Here is a 14886-nt window from a genome sequence, read left to right on the forward strand (position 1 = left end):
GCAGCCGCGAGCGGGACGCGGGCGAGCGCCGGAGGACGCGAACCGGGGAGGAACGTGCGCGAGTTCACCACCCCGGCCCTGGCCGCACCCGAGGCCGCCGGAGGACTCGCCGACTCGCTCTACGACACCGCGGAACGCACCCCCGCCCTCCCCCAGCTGGCCCTGCGCACCGCCGACGGCGCATGGCGGGACGTCACCGCCCGCGAGTTCCGCGACGAGGTCCTCGCCCTCGCCAAGGGCCTGCTCACCCGGGGCGTGCGTTACGGCGACCGGGTCGCCCTGATGTCCCGCACCCGCTACGAGTGGACGCTCTTCGACTACGCGCTCTGGTCGATCGGCGCGATCACCGTCCCCGTCTACCCCACCGCCGCGCCCGAGCAGGTGCGCTGGATCCTCGCCGAGACCCAGTCGGTCGCCTGCCTGGTCGAGGACGAGGACGCCGCGATGACCGTCGGCGCGGTCTGCGACGCCCTGCCCGACCTCAGCGGCATCTGGCAGCTCGACCGCGACTGCGTCGGCGCGATCACCGAGGACGGGCTCGGCGTGCCCGACGCCCTCGTGCACCGCCAGCGCCTCGGCGTCGCCGCCTCGAACATCGCCACCGTCGTCTACACCTCCGGCACCACCGGACGCCCCAAGGGCTGCCTGATCACCCACGCCAACCTGGCCGCCGAGGCCGACGCCCTGCTCGGTGGCTGGAGCGACGTCTTCCAGGACCCCTCCGGCCGCCAGCCCTCCACCCTGCTCTTCCTGCCGCTCGCGCACGTCTACGGGCGGGCCGTGCAGGTCGCGGCGATGCGCGGCGGATTCCGGATCGGCCACGTCCCCGAGGTCTCCACCGACGCCCTGCTGCCCGCCCTGGCCTCCTTCCGGCCCACCTTCCTGCACGCCGTCCCGTACGTCTTCGAAAAGATCTTCCAGCAGGCCCGGCGCACCGCCGAGGACGCCGGACGCGGCGAACTCTTCGAGCAGGCACGGCAGGTGGCCGTCGACTGGGCGGCGGCCAGGGAGCAGAAGCTCTTCGGCCGCGGCCCAGGGCCGAACCCCCGGCTGCGCCTGCGCCACCTCGCCTACGAGCAGACGCTCTACCCGCGGCTGCGCGCCGTCCTCGGCGGCAGGGCGCGCAGCATCGTGTGCGGCGGCTCGTCGCTGCGCCGCGAACTCGCGCTGTTCTTCGCCGGCGCCGGCTTCCAACTGTACGAGGGCTACGGGCTGACCGAGACCTCCGCCGCGATCACCGCCAACCCGACCGGGCGGCAGAAGCTCGGCACGGTCGGCCGGCCGATCCCCGGCGCCTCGGTGGCGATCGCGGACGACGGCGAGGTGTGGGTGCGTGGCGGGTCCGTGTTCGGCGGGTACCTCAACCACCCGCGCTGCACCGCTGAGTCGCTGCAGGACGGCTGGTTCGCCACCGGGGACCTCGGCCACCTCGACGAGGACGGGTACCTCACCATCACCGGCCGCAAGAAGGACCTCATCGTCACCAGCAGCGGCAAGAACCTCGCCCCCGCCGCGCTGGAGGAACGGGTGTCGGCGCACCCGCTCGTCTCCCAGTGCCTGGTGGTCGGCGACGACCGCCCGTACATCGCCGCGCTGATCACGCTCGACCCGGCCGCCCTGGCACACTGGCTGCGCACGAACGGACGGGAGCTGCTGGACCCGTGGGCGGTGCTCGCGGACGAGCAGCTGCACGCCGAGATCCAGCGCGCGGTGGCGGCGGCGAACACGGCGGTGTCGCGAGCCGAGTCGATCCGCGCGTTCCGGCTGCTGCCACGGGAGTTCGGCCTGGAGCAGGGGCTGCTCACCCCGTCGCTGAAGCTGCGACGGGCGGCGATCGCGGAGCACTACGCGGCGGACATCGAGGAACTGTACGTCCCCTGACGTGCCGTCTTGTCCGGTTTGCAGCCCTGTAGTTGATTCGGGGACGGTTGGCGGAGCCGTTCGACGGGATTCCCTTGACGGACCGATTGGTCCAGTCCATTGTTTCTCCTCGGTCAGAGTGCGGCGCACCACCTCCCGCTCCCGCCCCTCGGGGAGCGCCCCGGTACGACGGTTCCAGCTTTCGACGGTTCAGCGTTTCCACGGTTCGACGTTTCCACAGTTCGACGCTTCGGCGTCTCGACGGCCACCGCTTCCGTCACGCCCTCCCCACGGGCGTGCTTCCCCCACACGCAGGAGTCTTCAGTGTCCCTGTCCACACGTCTGTCCGCGCACATGTCCACGCGCCTGTCCGCACTGGCGGCGTCCGTGGCGCTCGTGACCGCCGCCGCTCCCATGGCGACGGCCGCGCCCTCCGCCACCGACTCCCCTTCCGCGGCCACCGCCCCCATCGTCAACCTGGCCACCAACCCCGGCTTCGAGCTGCCCGCGCCCAACCTGTCCGACTGGGGCGCCATCGCCGGCTGGACCTGCACGGGCGGTCCGGCCGAGGCGGCCGTCACCACCACCGCCCCGCACGCGGGCACCTCCGCGCTGACCGTCACGCCGGCGAACGCGGACTCCACCAGCGAGTGCGCCCAGACCGTCTCCGTCCAGCCCAACACCACGTACACGGCCTCCGCCTGGGTACGCGGCAGCTTCGTCTACCTGGGCGCCACCGGCACCGGCCACGACGTCGCCCCCGCCTGGACCGAGACCACCGGCGGCGGCTGGCAGCAGCTCACCACCCGGTTCACGACCGGTCCGAACGCGCGCAGCATCCGGCTCTACGTCCACGGCTGGTACCAGGAGGGCCCGTTCTCGGTCGACGACGTGCACGTCGACGGCCCCGCACCCGCCCCGGCCACGCCCCTCGGGTCCGTGCCCACCACCGACAAGGTGGTCTTCTTCACCGTCGACGACGGTTGGACGCGCACCCCCGAGGCGGAGAAGTTCATCGCCGACAACCACCTGCCGATCACGGCCTTCCCGCTGCCGATGCCCGCCGGCACCGACCCCGGCTTCTTCCAGCGCGTCACCGCCGTGCCCGGCTCCTCCATCCAGGACCACAGCGTCTCGCACACCGACCCCACCACGCTCACCCTCGCCCAGCAGCAGGTCGAGATCTGCGACGCCCGCGACGCCATGACCCGCGCCTTCGGCACGGCCCCGACCGTCTTCCGCCCGCCCTACTTCGCCTGGAACGCCGACACCCTGCAGGCGGCGGCCAACTGCGGCATGCGCACCGTCCTCACCGCCGACGCCGACTTCAGCTGGGGCGCCTCCAACATCTGGCACCCCGGCACCCTGCAGCCCGGCGACGTCGTCCTGATGCACTGGACCGACACCCTCGCCACCGACCTCCCGCGCGCACTCGCCGCCGCCCAGGCCGCCGGCCTCAAGCCCGCCGGGCTGATCGACTACCTGCACTGACCCATGGGAAGCGCGCCGCCGCCCCTCTCGTACCCGGTCTCCACCCGAGGAGGGGCGGCGCCGTCACTCGACTCGCCTGCCGATCTTGCTCGTTGACAGGGCGATCGCGGCATGGCTCTAATGGAGGCGTGCAGCGCGGCGTCGGCCACAGAGAAGTGGGCCGGCCGACAGCCGAGCCGACACCTTACTCCGAGGGACGATGCGCGATGAGGACTTTCTCCGCTCCCCTGACCTGACGTACGCGGCCACCCGTGGTGTCCGCGTACGCGTGTGCTTCGCGGCACTCGCGTGTGGCCTTGACTCCTTTACTCGTTCGGAGACTTCACCACACACGTATGCCTATTTCGTTCAACCAGAGTGTCATTGACGAGTTCCGCGCCAACGGCGGGAAGGTCGGCGGGCCGTTCGAGGGCGGCGACCTACTGCTCCTCACCACCACCGGGGCCCGATCGGGGCGGCCACACACCGTTCCGCTGGGGTACGTCCGGGAGGAGGGGGAACTCGTCGTCGTCGCGTCGGCGGGCGGGGCCCCGGACGATCCGCAGTGGTACCGCAACCTGCTCGCCCATCCCGTCGTCCGGGTCGAGCTCGGCACGGAGGCGTTCGACGTGATCGCGGTGCCGGCGGAAGGGGCGCGGCGGGAGCAGCTGTTCGCTGCCGCCGTGCGGGTCGCGCCGGGATACGGCGACTACCAGGCCCATGCGGGGCGGGAGTTGCCGGTCGTCGTCCTGGAACGGCCCGAAACGCCCACACGGGAGGTGCGCAACCTCGCCGACAAGCTCCTGGAGGCGCACACCTGGCTGCGCGCGCAACTGCGGTACGTCCGCGAGGAAGCGCAGGCGCACGCCGCGGGGCGGAGGGCGAGCCTCGGGCTCCAACTTCGGCAGCACTGCCTGGCGTTCTGCGAGGGGCTGACGCACCACCATCGCGGCGAGGACGGAGCGATCTTCCCGGCACTGGCGCGCAGCCATCCCGAACTTGCCGAGACGCTGGACCTCTTGGGCGAGCAGCACCGGGCCATCGGGCGGATCGAGGAGGAGCTGGTCGCCCTGCTGGCCGGGATCGAGGTCGAGGAGCCGGAGCGGCTGCGGGCCGAGGTGGACCGGATGGCCGCCGAGCTGGAGGCCCACCTCGCGTACGAGGAGGCCGAGCTGCTACCGGCGCTCGCCGGGATTCCGTTCCCACCGATGCGCTGAGGGGCCGGGCGCCGGCTGCCGGGTGGGCGCCGGCGGTTGGGTGAGCGCTGGCGGTTAGGTGAGCGCCGGCCGTTACTCGGGAGTGGCGGGGACAGGAGCGGACGAACAGATGACAGATAACAGATTTCGAAATCTGTTATCTGTCATCTGTTATCTGTCGCTTGCAGGCCGTCAGCCGTCGGCCGTCACGACTGCGAGAAGACCGGCAGGTACCCGTAGGCCTGGCCCGAGGAGTTCGGGTGGTAGCTCTCGTCGATGGGCCACGTGGTGCTGTGGAGCCAGGTGTCCAGCGAGCCGCAGATCTCGTGCCCGCTGAAGATGTCCCGCACGTCGGCGAAGGTGAAGCCGGCGTTCGCGGCACGCTTGGCGATGACGCCGTCGAGCACGTCGGCGGCCTCGTTGATGGCGGACCGCTTGGTGTCGCCGATGCCGAAGATGCAGCTGCCGCCGATCTCGTACAGGTGCGGGTACCCGAGGACCACGACGTGCGCGTTGGGCGCCTTGGCGTGGATCGTCGAGTAGACCCGGTCGAGCTGGGCGGGCAGGGTGTTCTGGGCGTAGGCCTCACCGGCCGAGACCGAGCTGAGGCAGGAGCTCTCGGAGCTGAGCACACAGGTCTGCATGGTGCTGGCGAAGCCGGCGTCGTTGCCGCCGATGGTGATGCTGACCAGCGTGGTCGAGGAACTCAGGGCAGAGACCTGGCTGTTGAGGACGTCTCCGGTTCTCGCCCCCGAGCAGGCGACGAAACTGAAGGAGGACGGCGAGTTGGCACTCTGCCACAGGTACGGATAGGCGTTGGCGCTCCGCTTGCAGCTGCCGCTGTCGCCGAGATAGTTCCCGGAACCGACACCCGCGGAGTACGAGTCCCCGAGGGCGACGTAGTTGACGGCGTCCGCGCTCGCGGACGTGGCTGCGAAGAACGTGGTGAGCGTGAGGAGGGCCGCTATCGCGGTGGCGGCCATGGCACGGGTGGGGCGCAGCATGAAACCTCCTGGCGTGATGTGGGTCACAGATTTGATACCAGGCGGTAGCAAGCTCGGGAAGCGCTCATGCCAAGGATATTGACGGTCAGTCTGACAACGCTGGAGTGAACGCCTCTTCACAGAGCGCGTATTGGCGCTGTTCAGCGCCGGTGCGCGCGTGTACGCACCAGGCGGGCGCCGAGGGACGCGCTTTGGCCGGCCTTAAGCGCACGCTTGAGCGCGGGCTTGAGCGCGGGCTTGAGTGCAGGCTTGAGCAACGCGTCGATCGGAGCGTTGAGAGGTGCTCAGAGAGGGATTCCGAGAGGTGCGTTGCGTGATGCCAACGACGGCTCGCTCAGCCGCGCCCTTCCACCGCGCGTGGCAGGTGGCGGACGGCGAACGTCAGTGCTTCGAATAGACGGTGCCCGGGAAGACCTCGCAGCCCTCCAGTGGCAGTTCCTCGATCGTCTCGTTCGCGGCCGCGGGCACGCCGAGCCACCGGACGGCGCACGCGACGGCCGCCCTCGCCTGGCGCAGTCCGGGCTCGCCCCAACCCAGCAGCTCGACCGCGAGCCCGGGGGCGACGAGCAGGCGCCGGTAGTGCCGGCCGGACGCCGGGTCGGCCGTGCTCGGGCCGACCGCCCGCAGCGCCGCGGCCATCCGCACCCGGGCGCACTCGTTCCCGCCGTTGGCGGAGCCCACCCGGTCGTAGAGGTAGCCGAGGTAGTACGGCTGCCCGATGACGGCCTGGGCCTCCTCGGCGGCTTCCCGGGCCAGGGCGGAGGCCGGGTCGCCCGCGTCCTCCGGTTCGAGCGAGCCGCCGGGCAGCGAGCAGATGCCGTCCCGGGGGTTGACCAGGGTCAGCACCCGGCCGTCGGGGGCGAAGAGCCACCCCCACGACTGCTTGACCGGCAGCCCCTCGGGCACCTGCTCACCCGGCCGCCAGGGCCACCCCGCGGAGGGACGCCGGCGCACCTTGCCGAGCAGCTCGGCGACCTCCGCGCTGTACTCGATCCGGCTCATGCGTCCCCCCTTTCGGTGTCGGGCTCGGCCGGGACCGACGGGGCGCGGGGCGGACCTGCGGAGCGCGGTACGGGGCGGAGCGGCGGAAGCGGCGGCGTGGGGTGCCGCGCGCTCCAGCTGTTGATCTTCCCCGAAATCTTCCCCGAACAGGCGGTCGATGAACAGTCCCCAGCTCCGCTTGGTGGACGCGGAGGACGAAAAGCCCTGGTCAGGACAGCGGCTCACCTCCGCCCTCGGAGGCGTCGTCCGGACGCTCCCCGGCCCGGCCGTCCCCGGCCGAACGATCGCCGGGCGAACCGTTCCCCGGCGAGCCACCGCCGGCGGGCTCCGCTCCGCCCGCACCGCCGTCGTCGGGCCCTTCCCACGGCGCCGCGCGCCCCGGGAAGGACGGCAGGGGGAAACCGGGCCGCGGGAGCACCCCGGGCGGGAACGGCACGCCCCGCCCGATCGTGTCGGCCAGCTCGTCGAACACCTCGTGGGCGCTCATCGGCCGCAGCCGTCCACGCACCAGCGCCCAGCCCCGCACCGGCGGCCCCTCGGGCCCGGCGTCGCCGTGCAGCAGCAGCGCGCCGCCGCCCGCGACGGCCACGCCCGCCGCCAGCGTCACGCAGAACGCCTCCGTGTCCCGGCCGCCCGGGAAGAGCATGCCCGCCTCGACGCACAGCTCGGCCGCCGCGGTGAGCTGCTCGCCGTCCTCCGGGCCGTGGAAGCGCAGCGTCAGGAGGTGGAACCCCTCCCCCGCGCCCTCGGCCAGCGCCACGAACACCGTCGTGGCGTACTCCATGACCGCCACGAGGTGCCGCTGCCCCGCGTCGTCGTCGCCGACCGCCCCCAGGAGGACGGCGCAGGCGAAGGACATCCGCACCCTGGCCCGGTGGTCCTCCAGCAACAGCGGGACCAGCTCGGCCAGCGGCTCCCCCGCGTAGACGAAGGGTTCGCCGGCCAGCTCGGGGTCGCCCGCGTACGCGACCCGGGCGGCGGGCGTGGCCGGGTCGAGGCCGAAGGCGTCGCAGTAGTCCGCGTAGTCCTCGGCCTCCATGACCCGCAGGTGCACCTCCACCCCCTGCCGGCGCAGCCCGCGCAGCAGGTCTTCCGTCAGCCGCAGGTACTCCCGGTGCGTGAGGCCGCCGAACAGGCCGTGCCCGGCCAGCCCGGTGAAGTCCGCGGCCCGCGCCGGGACCGCCAGGGCCACCGGCACCGGCGGCGGCGCCCCACGCGCCAGGCCACGCCGCCGCTTCCCTCGGGCCCCGGCTCCACCACCGCCGGCCCCACCGCCCGGCGGACGCCCGCCACCTACCCCGCCGGGCCCGGCGCCGCCACGCCCCGGCGCGTTCGCCCGTGGCCCGCTCCAGCGAGGTCCGCCCGCCCGGGGCCCGTCCCCACCGGGGCGGTTCCACCGCGCCGCCGACGGGCGCGCTCGTGACTGCCCGCGCGCCCTCCATGCACCACACGCTCCCGCGAGCGTCTCCACGAGCGACCGCGAGCACCGCCCGCGGACCATCCCCGACACCAGAACCCGCACCGACATGCCGTGCTCCTCTCCCCGACCCACCCGAAGTGCTTCCGGCCGGCCACGCCGACCGGCCACGGACGCGACCGTCCGCGACGAGGAACATACACACCGTCACTGACAATCGGACGTGCCCGCCCGGTCGCACCGCCCCGGGGTGCCCGGGTCCACGGTTCCGGCCGGGATTGTCGGTGCCGGAGGTTAGGGTCGGGGACCATGCGACTGCTGCATACCTCCGACTGGCACCTGGGGCGCTCGTTCCACCGGGAGAGCCTCCACGACGCCCAGCGCGCGTTCCTCGACCACCTGGTGGCGGTCGTCGAGGAGCAACGCGTCGACGCCGTGCTGGTCGCCGGGGACGTGTACGACCGGGCACTGCCCGGTCTGGAGGCGGTCGCGCTGTTCGACGACGTGCTGCACCGGCTGGCCGCGCTCGGCGTGCCGACGGTGTTCATCAGCGGCAACCACGACTCGGCGCGCCGTCTCGGCGTCGGCGCGGGGCTGATCGGCCGCGCCGGGATCCACCTGCGCACCGATCCGGGCGAGTGCGCCGACCCCGTACTGCTGGCGGACGAGCACGGCCCGGTGGCCGTCTACGGGCTGCCGTACCTGGAGCCGACGCTCGTGCGCGAGGGCTTCGGGCTGGAGCGCGGCGGGCACGCGGCCGTGCTCGGCGCCGCGATGGACCGGGTCCGGGAGGACCTCGCCACCCGGCCGGCGGGCACGCGCGCGGTGGTCCTGGCGCACGCCTTCGTCACCGGCGGCACGCCGAGCGACAGCGAGCGCGACATCGCGGTCGGCGGCGTCGCGGCCGTGCCCGCCTCGGTCTTCGACGGCGTGCACTACGCCGCGCTCGGCCATCTGCACGGCTGCCAGACGCTCGCGCCGCACCTGCGCTACAGCGGTTCCCCGCTCGCCTACTCCTTCTCCGAGGCCAGGCAGCGCAAGACGATGTGGCTGGTCGACCTCGGCGCCAACGGTTCCGTCACCGCCGAGCACGTGGACTGCCCGCGGCCGCGCCCCCTGGCCCCCTTGCGCGACACGCTCGACGCCCTGCTCACCGACGAGAAGTACGCGAAGGACGAGCAGTCGTGGGTGCAGGCCACCCTGACCGACGCGGCCCGCCCGAGCGAGCCGATGGAGCGCCTGCGCCGCCGCTTCCCGCACACCCTTCAGCTGCTGTTCGACCCCGAGGAGACGCCGGCGGAGCCCTCGCAGTCGTACGCGGCCCGGGTCGGCGGGCGGGCCGACCTGGAGATCGCGGAGGGCTTCCTGCGGCACGTGCGCCCGGGCTCCGATCCGGACGAGGACGAACTCGACTGGCTGCAGGCCGGGTTCGAGAGCGTGCGGGAGAGCGCCGAGCGGAAGGCGGACCTGCCCCGATGAGGCTGCACCGGCTCACCGTGACCGCCTTCGGCCCCTTCGCGGGCGCCGAGACGGTGGACTTCGACGCGCTCGCCGCCGGCGGGCTGTTCCTCCTGCGCGGCTCGACCGGTGCGGGCAAGAGCAGCGTGCTGGACGCGGTCTGCTTCGCCCTCTACGGCGACGTGCCCGGCAGTCGCCGGGCCAACCGCCTGCGCAGCGACCACGCCGACCCGCACCGCCTCACCGAGGTCCGGCTGGAGCTGACGATCGGCGGGCGGCGCCTGCAGATCACCCGGCTCCCGGAGCAGCGGCGGCCGAAGAAGGTCGGCACCGGCACGACCGTCGAGCGGGCGCAGACCCTGCTGCGCGAATGGGCGGCGGACACCGGCGACGGCACCCCGGGCTGGCGGGCGCTCAGCAAGTCGCACCAGGAGGCCGGCGAGGAGATCCACCGGCTCGTCGGCATGAACCGCGACCAGTTCTGCCAGGTCGTCCTGCTGCCTCAGGGGGACTTCGCGCGCTTTCTCAGGGCGGATTCGGAGGAACGCGGCAAGCTGCTGCGCCGGCTGTTCGACACCGAGCGGTTCCAGCACGTCGAGGCGTGGCTGGCGGAGCAGCGGCGCTCCCAGGAGGCAGCCGTCCAGGCCGGCCGGCGCCGGCTGCGCGACCTCGCGAGCAAGGCCGAGCAGGCGGCGGGGCCCGGCGCCGAAGCGGCCGACGGCTGGGTGCCCGCCGACGACGACCGCGCCGACCTCACGGCGGGCGTGCTCGGGTGGGCGGCGATCCTGCGCGCCGGGGCGGCCGAGCAGCAGGCCGTCGCGGACGCCACCCTCGCGGGCGCCGAGGCGGCCCACGTGGAGGCCCAGCGCGAGCGGGAGGCCGCCGAGGAACTGTCCGGACGCCAGCAGCGCCACCGGCAGGCCCGCCAACGGGCGGAGCGGCTCGCCGGGCTCGAACCGGAGGCGGCGCGCGACCGGCAGCGGCTGGCGGCGGCGCAGGCGGCCGTCGGCGTGGAGTCGGCGCTGCGCCTGCGCGAGCACGCCGCCGAGGCGCACGGCCGCGCGCAGGAGGCCGAGCACCGGCACCGGGCCGCGCTGACCGGAGACGTCCGCGAACCCGCGACCATGGGGCTCGGCGAGGCCGACGCCGCCGAACTGGCCGATACCGAAAGGCGGTTGCGGGCCGAGGTGGTCCGCCTGGAGGCCGCCAGGGCCGACGAGCGGCACTGTGTCGAACTCGCCCGCGAGCAGCGGGCCGCCGACGAGGAGCGGCTCCGCGCCGAGGACCTCGCCGAGGAGGCCGAGGACTGGCTGGCCGAGTTCGACGGCCGGCTGGTCCGCCTCCAGGCGGAGCAGACGGCGGCCCGCGAGGCCGGCGCCCGCGTCGAGCAACTGGACGGAAAGCGCGTCGAGGTGGCCGCCCGACTGAAGGCGGCCCGGGAACGCGACGACCTGCGGACCGAGATCTCCGCCGCCGAACCGCGCGCGCACGCGCTGCGCGAAGCCGCCCTGGACGCCCGCGAGTACAGCCAGGACCTCCGCGAGCGCCGACTCGTGGGCATGGCGGCCGAGTTGGCCGAGCAGCTGCGGACCGGCGAGGCCTGCCGGGTCTGCGGCTCGGCCGAGCACCCGGAACCCGCCCTGGCCGCTCCCGGCGAGCGCGTCAGCGCGGCCGACGAGGACCGGGCCCGCGCCGCCCAAAGCGCCGCCGAGCAGGCCGCGACCGACGCCGACCAGGCCCTCACCGCGCTGCGGGTCCGCGAGGCGACAGCCGCCGGAGCGGCCGGACCGGACGACGCCCGAACCGTCGCCGACGCCCTCGCCACGCTGGACCGCGAGCATCACGAGGCGCTGCGGGCCGCCGAGGCGCTCGGCCGGGTCGAGCGGGAGATCGGCCGGCTCACCGACGACCGCGCCCGCCGCCACGACGAACTGCGCGGGGCCCGCGAGCACGGCGCCGTCCTCACCGACCGCCTCCAGGCCCTCGGCACCGAACAGCGGGAGCTCGCCGCCCGGGTGGCCGCCGCCCGGGGCGAGGCCGCCTCCGTCGCCGAACGGGCCGCAGCCCTCGCCCGGCTCGCCGACGGCGTCGCGGCGGCGGCCACGGCGGTCCGCGCCCGCGCGGAGGCGGCGGCCCGGCTGGCCGACGCCGAGGACGAACTCGCCAAGGCCGCCGCCGCGGCCGGGTTCCCCAGCGCCGACGACGCACTCGCCGTCATGCTCCCCCGCGGACAGCGCGAGCAGCTGGAGGCCCGGCTGGACCGGCAGCGCGCCGAACTCGCCTCCGTCGAACGCGAGCTCGCGCTGCCCGAGCTCGCCACGGCCGCGGAGCGCCCGGACGCCGACCTGCCCGCCGCCCAGGCCGCACTCGACACCGCTACGACACGACTGCGCCACGCCCACGCCGCCCAGGCCGCGGCCAGCGAGCGCCGCACTGCGCTGGCCGCCATCGGCGCGCAACTCGCCGCCCTGGCGGAGGAACTGGCGCCTGCACTGGTCCGGTTCGAGCGGATCAACCGGCTCGCCGCGCTCGCCGCAGGCACCTCCACCGAGAACCGGCTGCGGATGCGCCTGGAGTCGTACGTCCTGGCGGCGCGGCTGGAGCAGGTCGCGGCGGCAGCGAGCGACCGGCTCGTCCGGATGTCGGGGGGCCGCTACACCCTCGTCCACAGCGACGACCGCGGCACCGGCAACAAGCGCTCGGGGCTCGCCCTGCGCGTCGTCGACGCCTGGACCGGCACCGAGCGCGACACCGCGACCCTCTCCGGCGGCGAGAGCTTCTTCGCCTCGCTCGCCCTCGCCCTCGGCCTCGCCGACGTCGTCACCGACGAGGCGGGCGGCATGCCACTGGACACGCTCTTCATCGACGAGGGCTTCGGCACCCTGGACGAGCAGACGCTGGAGGAGGTCATGGACGTGCTCGACGGGCTGCGCGAACGTGACCGGGCCGTCGGCATCGTCAGCCACGTCGCCGACCTGCGCACCCGCATCCCGGCCCAGTTGCTGGTCCACAAGGGGCGGCACGGATCGACCCTCGCTCTGGCCGGGCGGGAGGACGCCTGAGACGCGCCCGGAAGGGGCCTCCTCAGCCCGAGCAGGCGATCCGCTGAGCCTGCTGCCAGGCGCAGACCGGGCAGAGCGTGGTGCCCGGGTGGTCGGCGGGCAGCTCGGTCGGCTCGCCGCACAGGATGCAGTCGGCGCGCGGACCGGTCAGCGCCGGGTCGTGCACCAGGGCGGCCTCGGCACCTTCGGCAGGAGCCGGCACGCAGACGGCCGTGTCCTCGTTCGTCTCCGTATCGCTCATGCCGCCTTCCTACTCCTCGCGCCCAGTGTGCGGCAAGGCGGGGGGCGGCTGACGGACGACAGACGACAGCGGACAGATAACAGATGACAGATGACAGATTTCAACATCTGTCATCTGTCATCTGTTACCTGTTCGCCGCCCCCTGCCTACCGAGCGCCAACCCGCGCCCCGCCCGGCCCCAACCCCGCCGCCATCCGCCCCGGGCCCCCCGGTTACGGTGGCCCCCATGGGCCGAGATCTCCACCAGCGCCTCACCGCCGCCCGCGCCGCCGCACCGACGTATCCCGAGGTCGGAGCCACCCGGGGCGGGCCGCTCCCCCACGGGTACGCGCACCTGCGGCGCCGCGTGCACCTGGGCCACGGCCCCGACGTGCTGGAGCGGGCCGGCCGGTACGTCCTCGGCTGGGGCAGCCAGCTGGGCACCGGTTTCGCCGTCCACCCGCACGCGCCCGCCGCCGAAGGGGCCACGGTCCTGCTGCGGATCGCCCTGCCCGGCAGCCGGTGGCCGCGCCTCGTGATCCCCTGCCGCGTCGTGTGGACGGTGGACGAGCCGGACCGGATCGGCTTCGCCTACGGCACGCTGCCCGGCCACCCCGAGTGCGGCGAGGAGTCGTTCCTGGTGTCGATGGACGCCGACGGCGAGGTGTGGTTCGAGGTGGCCGCCTTCTCCCGGCTGGCCGCCTGGTACGCCCGCCTGGGCCGTCCGGTCGCGGCGCTGTGCCAGTACCTGGCCATCGAGCGTTACCTCGCCGCCGTCGCGTCCCGCGTCTGACGTCCGCTCAGCCGCCCAGGAAGGACAGCCGGACGGTCCGGCGCGGGTTGTCCCCGTTCGTGTCGACCAGGACGACGGACTGCCAGACGCCGAGCGCGAGTTGACCGCCGATCACGGGCAGGGTCGCGTGCGGGGCGACCAGTCCGGGCACGACGTGGTCGCGCCCGTGGCCCGCGCTGCCGTGGCGGTGGCGCCAGCGGTCGTCGGCGGGGAGCAGGTCGCGCAGGGTGGCGAGGAGGTCGTCGTCGCTGCCGGAACCGGTCTCGAGGACGGCGATGCCGGCGGTGGCGTGCGGGACGAAGACGTTGAGCAGGCCGTCACGGCCGGCGGCCCGCTCGGTGAGGAACGCGGCGCAGCGGTCGGTGATGTCGAGCGCGACCTCGCGGCTGCCGGTGGTGATCTCGAAGGTGGTGGTCTGGAAGGGGCTGGTGGGGTGGGAGTGGATGTTGTCCGCCATGAGCGCCATCCTGCCGGAAGCCGACCGCCGGTTCGCGCAAGCGCCACTGGAACGAGCACCACTCGAGTGGGACGAGCACCACTCGGCCAAGGAGCTCTCCGCCCGGCGGCACTCGACCCGCCGACCCGGACCCGTCCGGGTACGACGAAGACCCGACGGTCCTCGTGGTCCGCCGGGCCGGGTGCCGGGGTGCGGGTCGGGCCGGAGGCCGTGAGGCCTCGGGTCCTAGCCGCGACCGCCGAACAGGCTCCGCCGCAGCCGGCGCAGGGGCGCCAGCAGCGACACCCGTACGTGGCGGCGCGGCGACGCCGGGGCGCCGGCGCCGCGCGGCGTCAGCTCCCTTATCAGCCCGAGCGCCTCGGCAGTGTCCACCGCCGGGACGGCGGGCGCGCCGAGCACGGCCAGGTGTCGTTCGATCCGGCGGCCGGTCGCGCCGACACCGCACTGGATCGCCGGCACACGGGGCCGAGTCCGCACTTGCATGTGTTCCATCAGTTTTCCCACCCCTACGAGGCGCCAGGGCCGTGAGGCGAAGACTATCCGTGACGGACGGCCTTCGCGCAACCGTCCTTGGTGTTGTGCCACCGTATCGTGCGGCGTCAACTGACGATGCACCAGGGGCCACCCGGACCGGTCACGACTAGGCATCAATGATGGGTGCACGACCGGCCCTCCGTCAGCGGTTTTCGGAGGTACGGACCCGGCGCCCGGTCACGAGGCACGCGCCCGGCGCACGGGATCATCGGGAGTGCCCGGTGGCGCGGCCGGTATATAGGGGTCGCGCGCGGGAGGACGGAGGGGTCGGCACACGGGTCGGCGAAGCACGGGGCGGGGAACAGGACAGGGGCTGGGCAGGGGCTGGACAGGAGCCGGACAGGGGTCGCCCCGGAGGACGGACCACCAGCACCATGGGTATCACTCCACCGGAGCGATCACCGAATTGGATC

General features: G+C 73.9%; 12 protein-coding genes. 6 read left to right on the top strand and 6 right to left on the bottom strand.

Translation table 11 applies throughout. The features are described from left to right. Positions 1 to 54 precede the first annotated feature (54 nt). The 3 genes from ACFV4F_RS00470 to ACFV4F_RS00480 all read left to right on the top strand — a co-directional run bounded on the left by ACFV4F_RS00470 (position 55) and on the right by ACFV4F_RS00480 (position 4547). The gene (locus tag ACFV4F_RS00470; RefSeq protein WP_380437164.1) at positions 55 to 1881 is read left to right on the top strand and encodes an AMP-dependent synthetase/ligase; all 1827 of its coding nucleotides are present in this window, start codon (positions 55 to 57) and stop codon (positions 1879 to 1881) included. A gap of 303 nt (positions 1882 to 2184) precedes the next feature. Continuing rightward, complete coding sequence (locus ACFV4F_RS00475) at positions 2185 to 3351, top strand: polysaccharide deacetylase family protein (protein ID WP_380499862.1); 1167 nt, start codon at positions 2185 to 2187, stop codon at positions 3349 to 3351. A 335-nt stretch (positions 3352 to 3686) separates the two neighbouring features. Next, positions 3687 to 4547 (top strand): nitroreductase/quinone reductase family protein, encoded by an 861-nt coding sequence (locus ACFV4F_RS00480; protein WP_380499864.1) that lies wholly within the window; start codon positions 3687 to 3689, stop codon positions 4545 to 4547. A 185-nt stretch (positions 4548 to 4732) separates the two neighbouring features. On the opposite strand, the gene ACFV4F_RS00485 is transcribed toward ACFV4F_RS00480, so the two are convergent. From ACFV4F_RS00485 to ACFV4F_RS00495, 3 genes are all read right to left on the bottom strand, one after another. Then, a complete protein-coding gene (locus ACFV4F_RS00485) occupies positions 4733 to 5509 on the bottom strand; it encodes an SGNH/GDSL hydrolase family protein (protein ID WP_380499998.1) in 777 nt (258 codons plus the stop codon). A gap of 402 nt (positions 5510 to 5911) precedes the next feature. Further along, positions 5912 to 6532, bottom strand: a complete 621-nt coding sequence (locus ACFV4F_RS00490; protein ID WP_380437170.1) for a hypothetical protein — start codon at positions 6530 to 6532, stop codon at positions 5912 to 5914. A 208-nt stretch (positions 6533 to 6740) separates the two neighbouring features. Then, positions 6741 to 7730, bottom strand: coding sequence for a hypothetical protein (locus ACFV4F_RS00495; protein ID WP_380499866.1), 990 nt, complete (start codon positions 7728 to 7730; stop codon positions 6741 to 6743). 528 nt (positions 7731 to 8258) lie between these two features. On the opposite strand from ACFV4F_RS00495, the gene ACFV4F_RS00500 reads away from it, so the two are divergent. Beyond that, positions 8259 to 9428 carry an exonuclease SbcCD subunit D gene (locus ACFV4F_RS00500; RefSeq protein WP_380499868.1) on the top strand — a complete coding sequence of 390 codons (1170 nt, stop codon included), beginning with the start codon at positions 8259 to 8261 and terminating at the stop codon, positions 9426 to 9428. Continuing rightward, entirely contained in the window at positions 9425 to 12469 is a 3045-nt protein-coding gene (locus tag ACFV4F_RS00505) for an AAA family ATPase (protein ID WP_380499870.1), read from the top strand. The genes ACFV4F_RS00500 and ACFV4F_RS00505 overlap by 4 nt, the downstream gene beginning before the upstream one ends. Before the next feature lie 22 nt (positions 12470 to 12491). Here ACFV4F_RS00505 and ACFV4F_RS00510 read toward each other — a convergent pair whose 3' ends face one another. After that, positions 12492 to 12710: a hypothetical protein gene (locus tag ACFV4F_RS00510; RefSeq protein WP_380499871.1), complete on the bottom strand. Its 219-nt coding sequence runs from the start codon at positions 12708 to 12710 to the stop codon at positions 12492 to 12494. A gap of 226 nt (positions 12711 to 12936) precedes the next feature. On the opposite strand from ACFV4F_RS00510, the gene ACFV4F_RS00515 reads away from it, so the two are divergent. Further along, positions 12937 to 13482 carry a DUF1990 family protein gene (locus ACFV4F_RS00515; RefSeq protein WP_380437181.1) on the top strand — a complete coding sequence of 182 codons (546 nt, stop codon included), beginning with the start codon at positions 12937 to 12939 and terminating at the stop codon, positions 13480 to 13482. A gap of 7 nt (positions 13483 to 13489) precedes the next feature. On the opposite strand, the gene ACFV4F_RS00520 is transcribed toward ACFV4F_RS00515, so the two are convergent. Further along, positions 13490 to 13939, bottom strand: coding sequence for a YjbQ family protein (locus tag ACFV4F_RS00520; protein WP_380437183.1), 450 nt, complete (start codon positions 13937 to 13939; stop codon positions 13490 to 13492). Positions 13940 to 14164: 225 nt separating this feature from the next. After that, complete coding sequence (locus ACFV4F_RS00525) at positions 14165 to 14431, bottom strand: hypothetical protein (RefSeq protein ID WP_359957622.1); 267 nt, start codon at positions 14429 to 14431, stop codon at positions 14165 to 14167. Between the last annotated feature and the right edge of the window lie 455 nt (positions 14432 to 14886).

This window comes from Kitasatospora sp. NPDC059722 (assembly GCF_042733235.1).
Taxonomy (GTDB): Bacteria; Actinomycetota; Actinomycetes; order Streptomycetales; family Streptomycetaceae; genus Kitasatospora.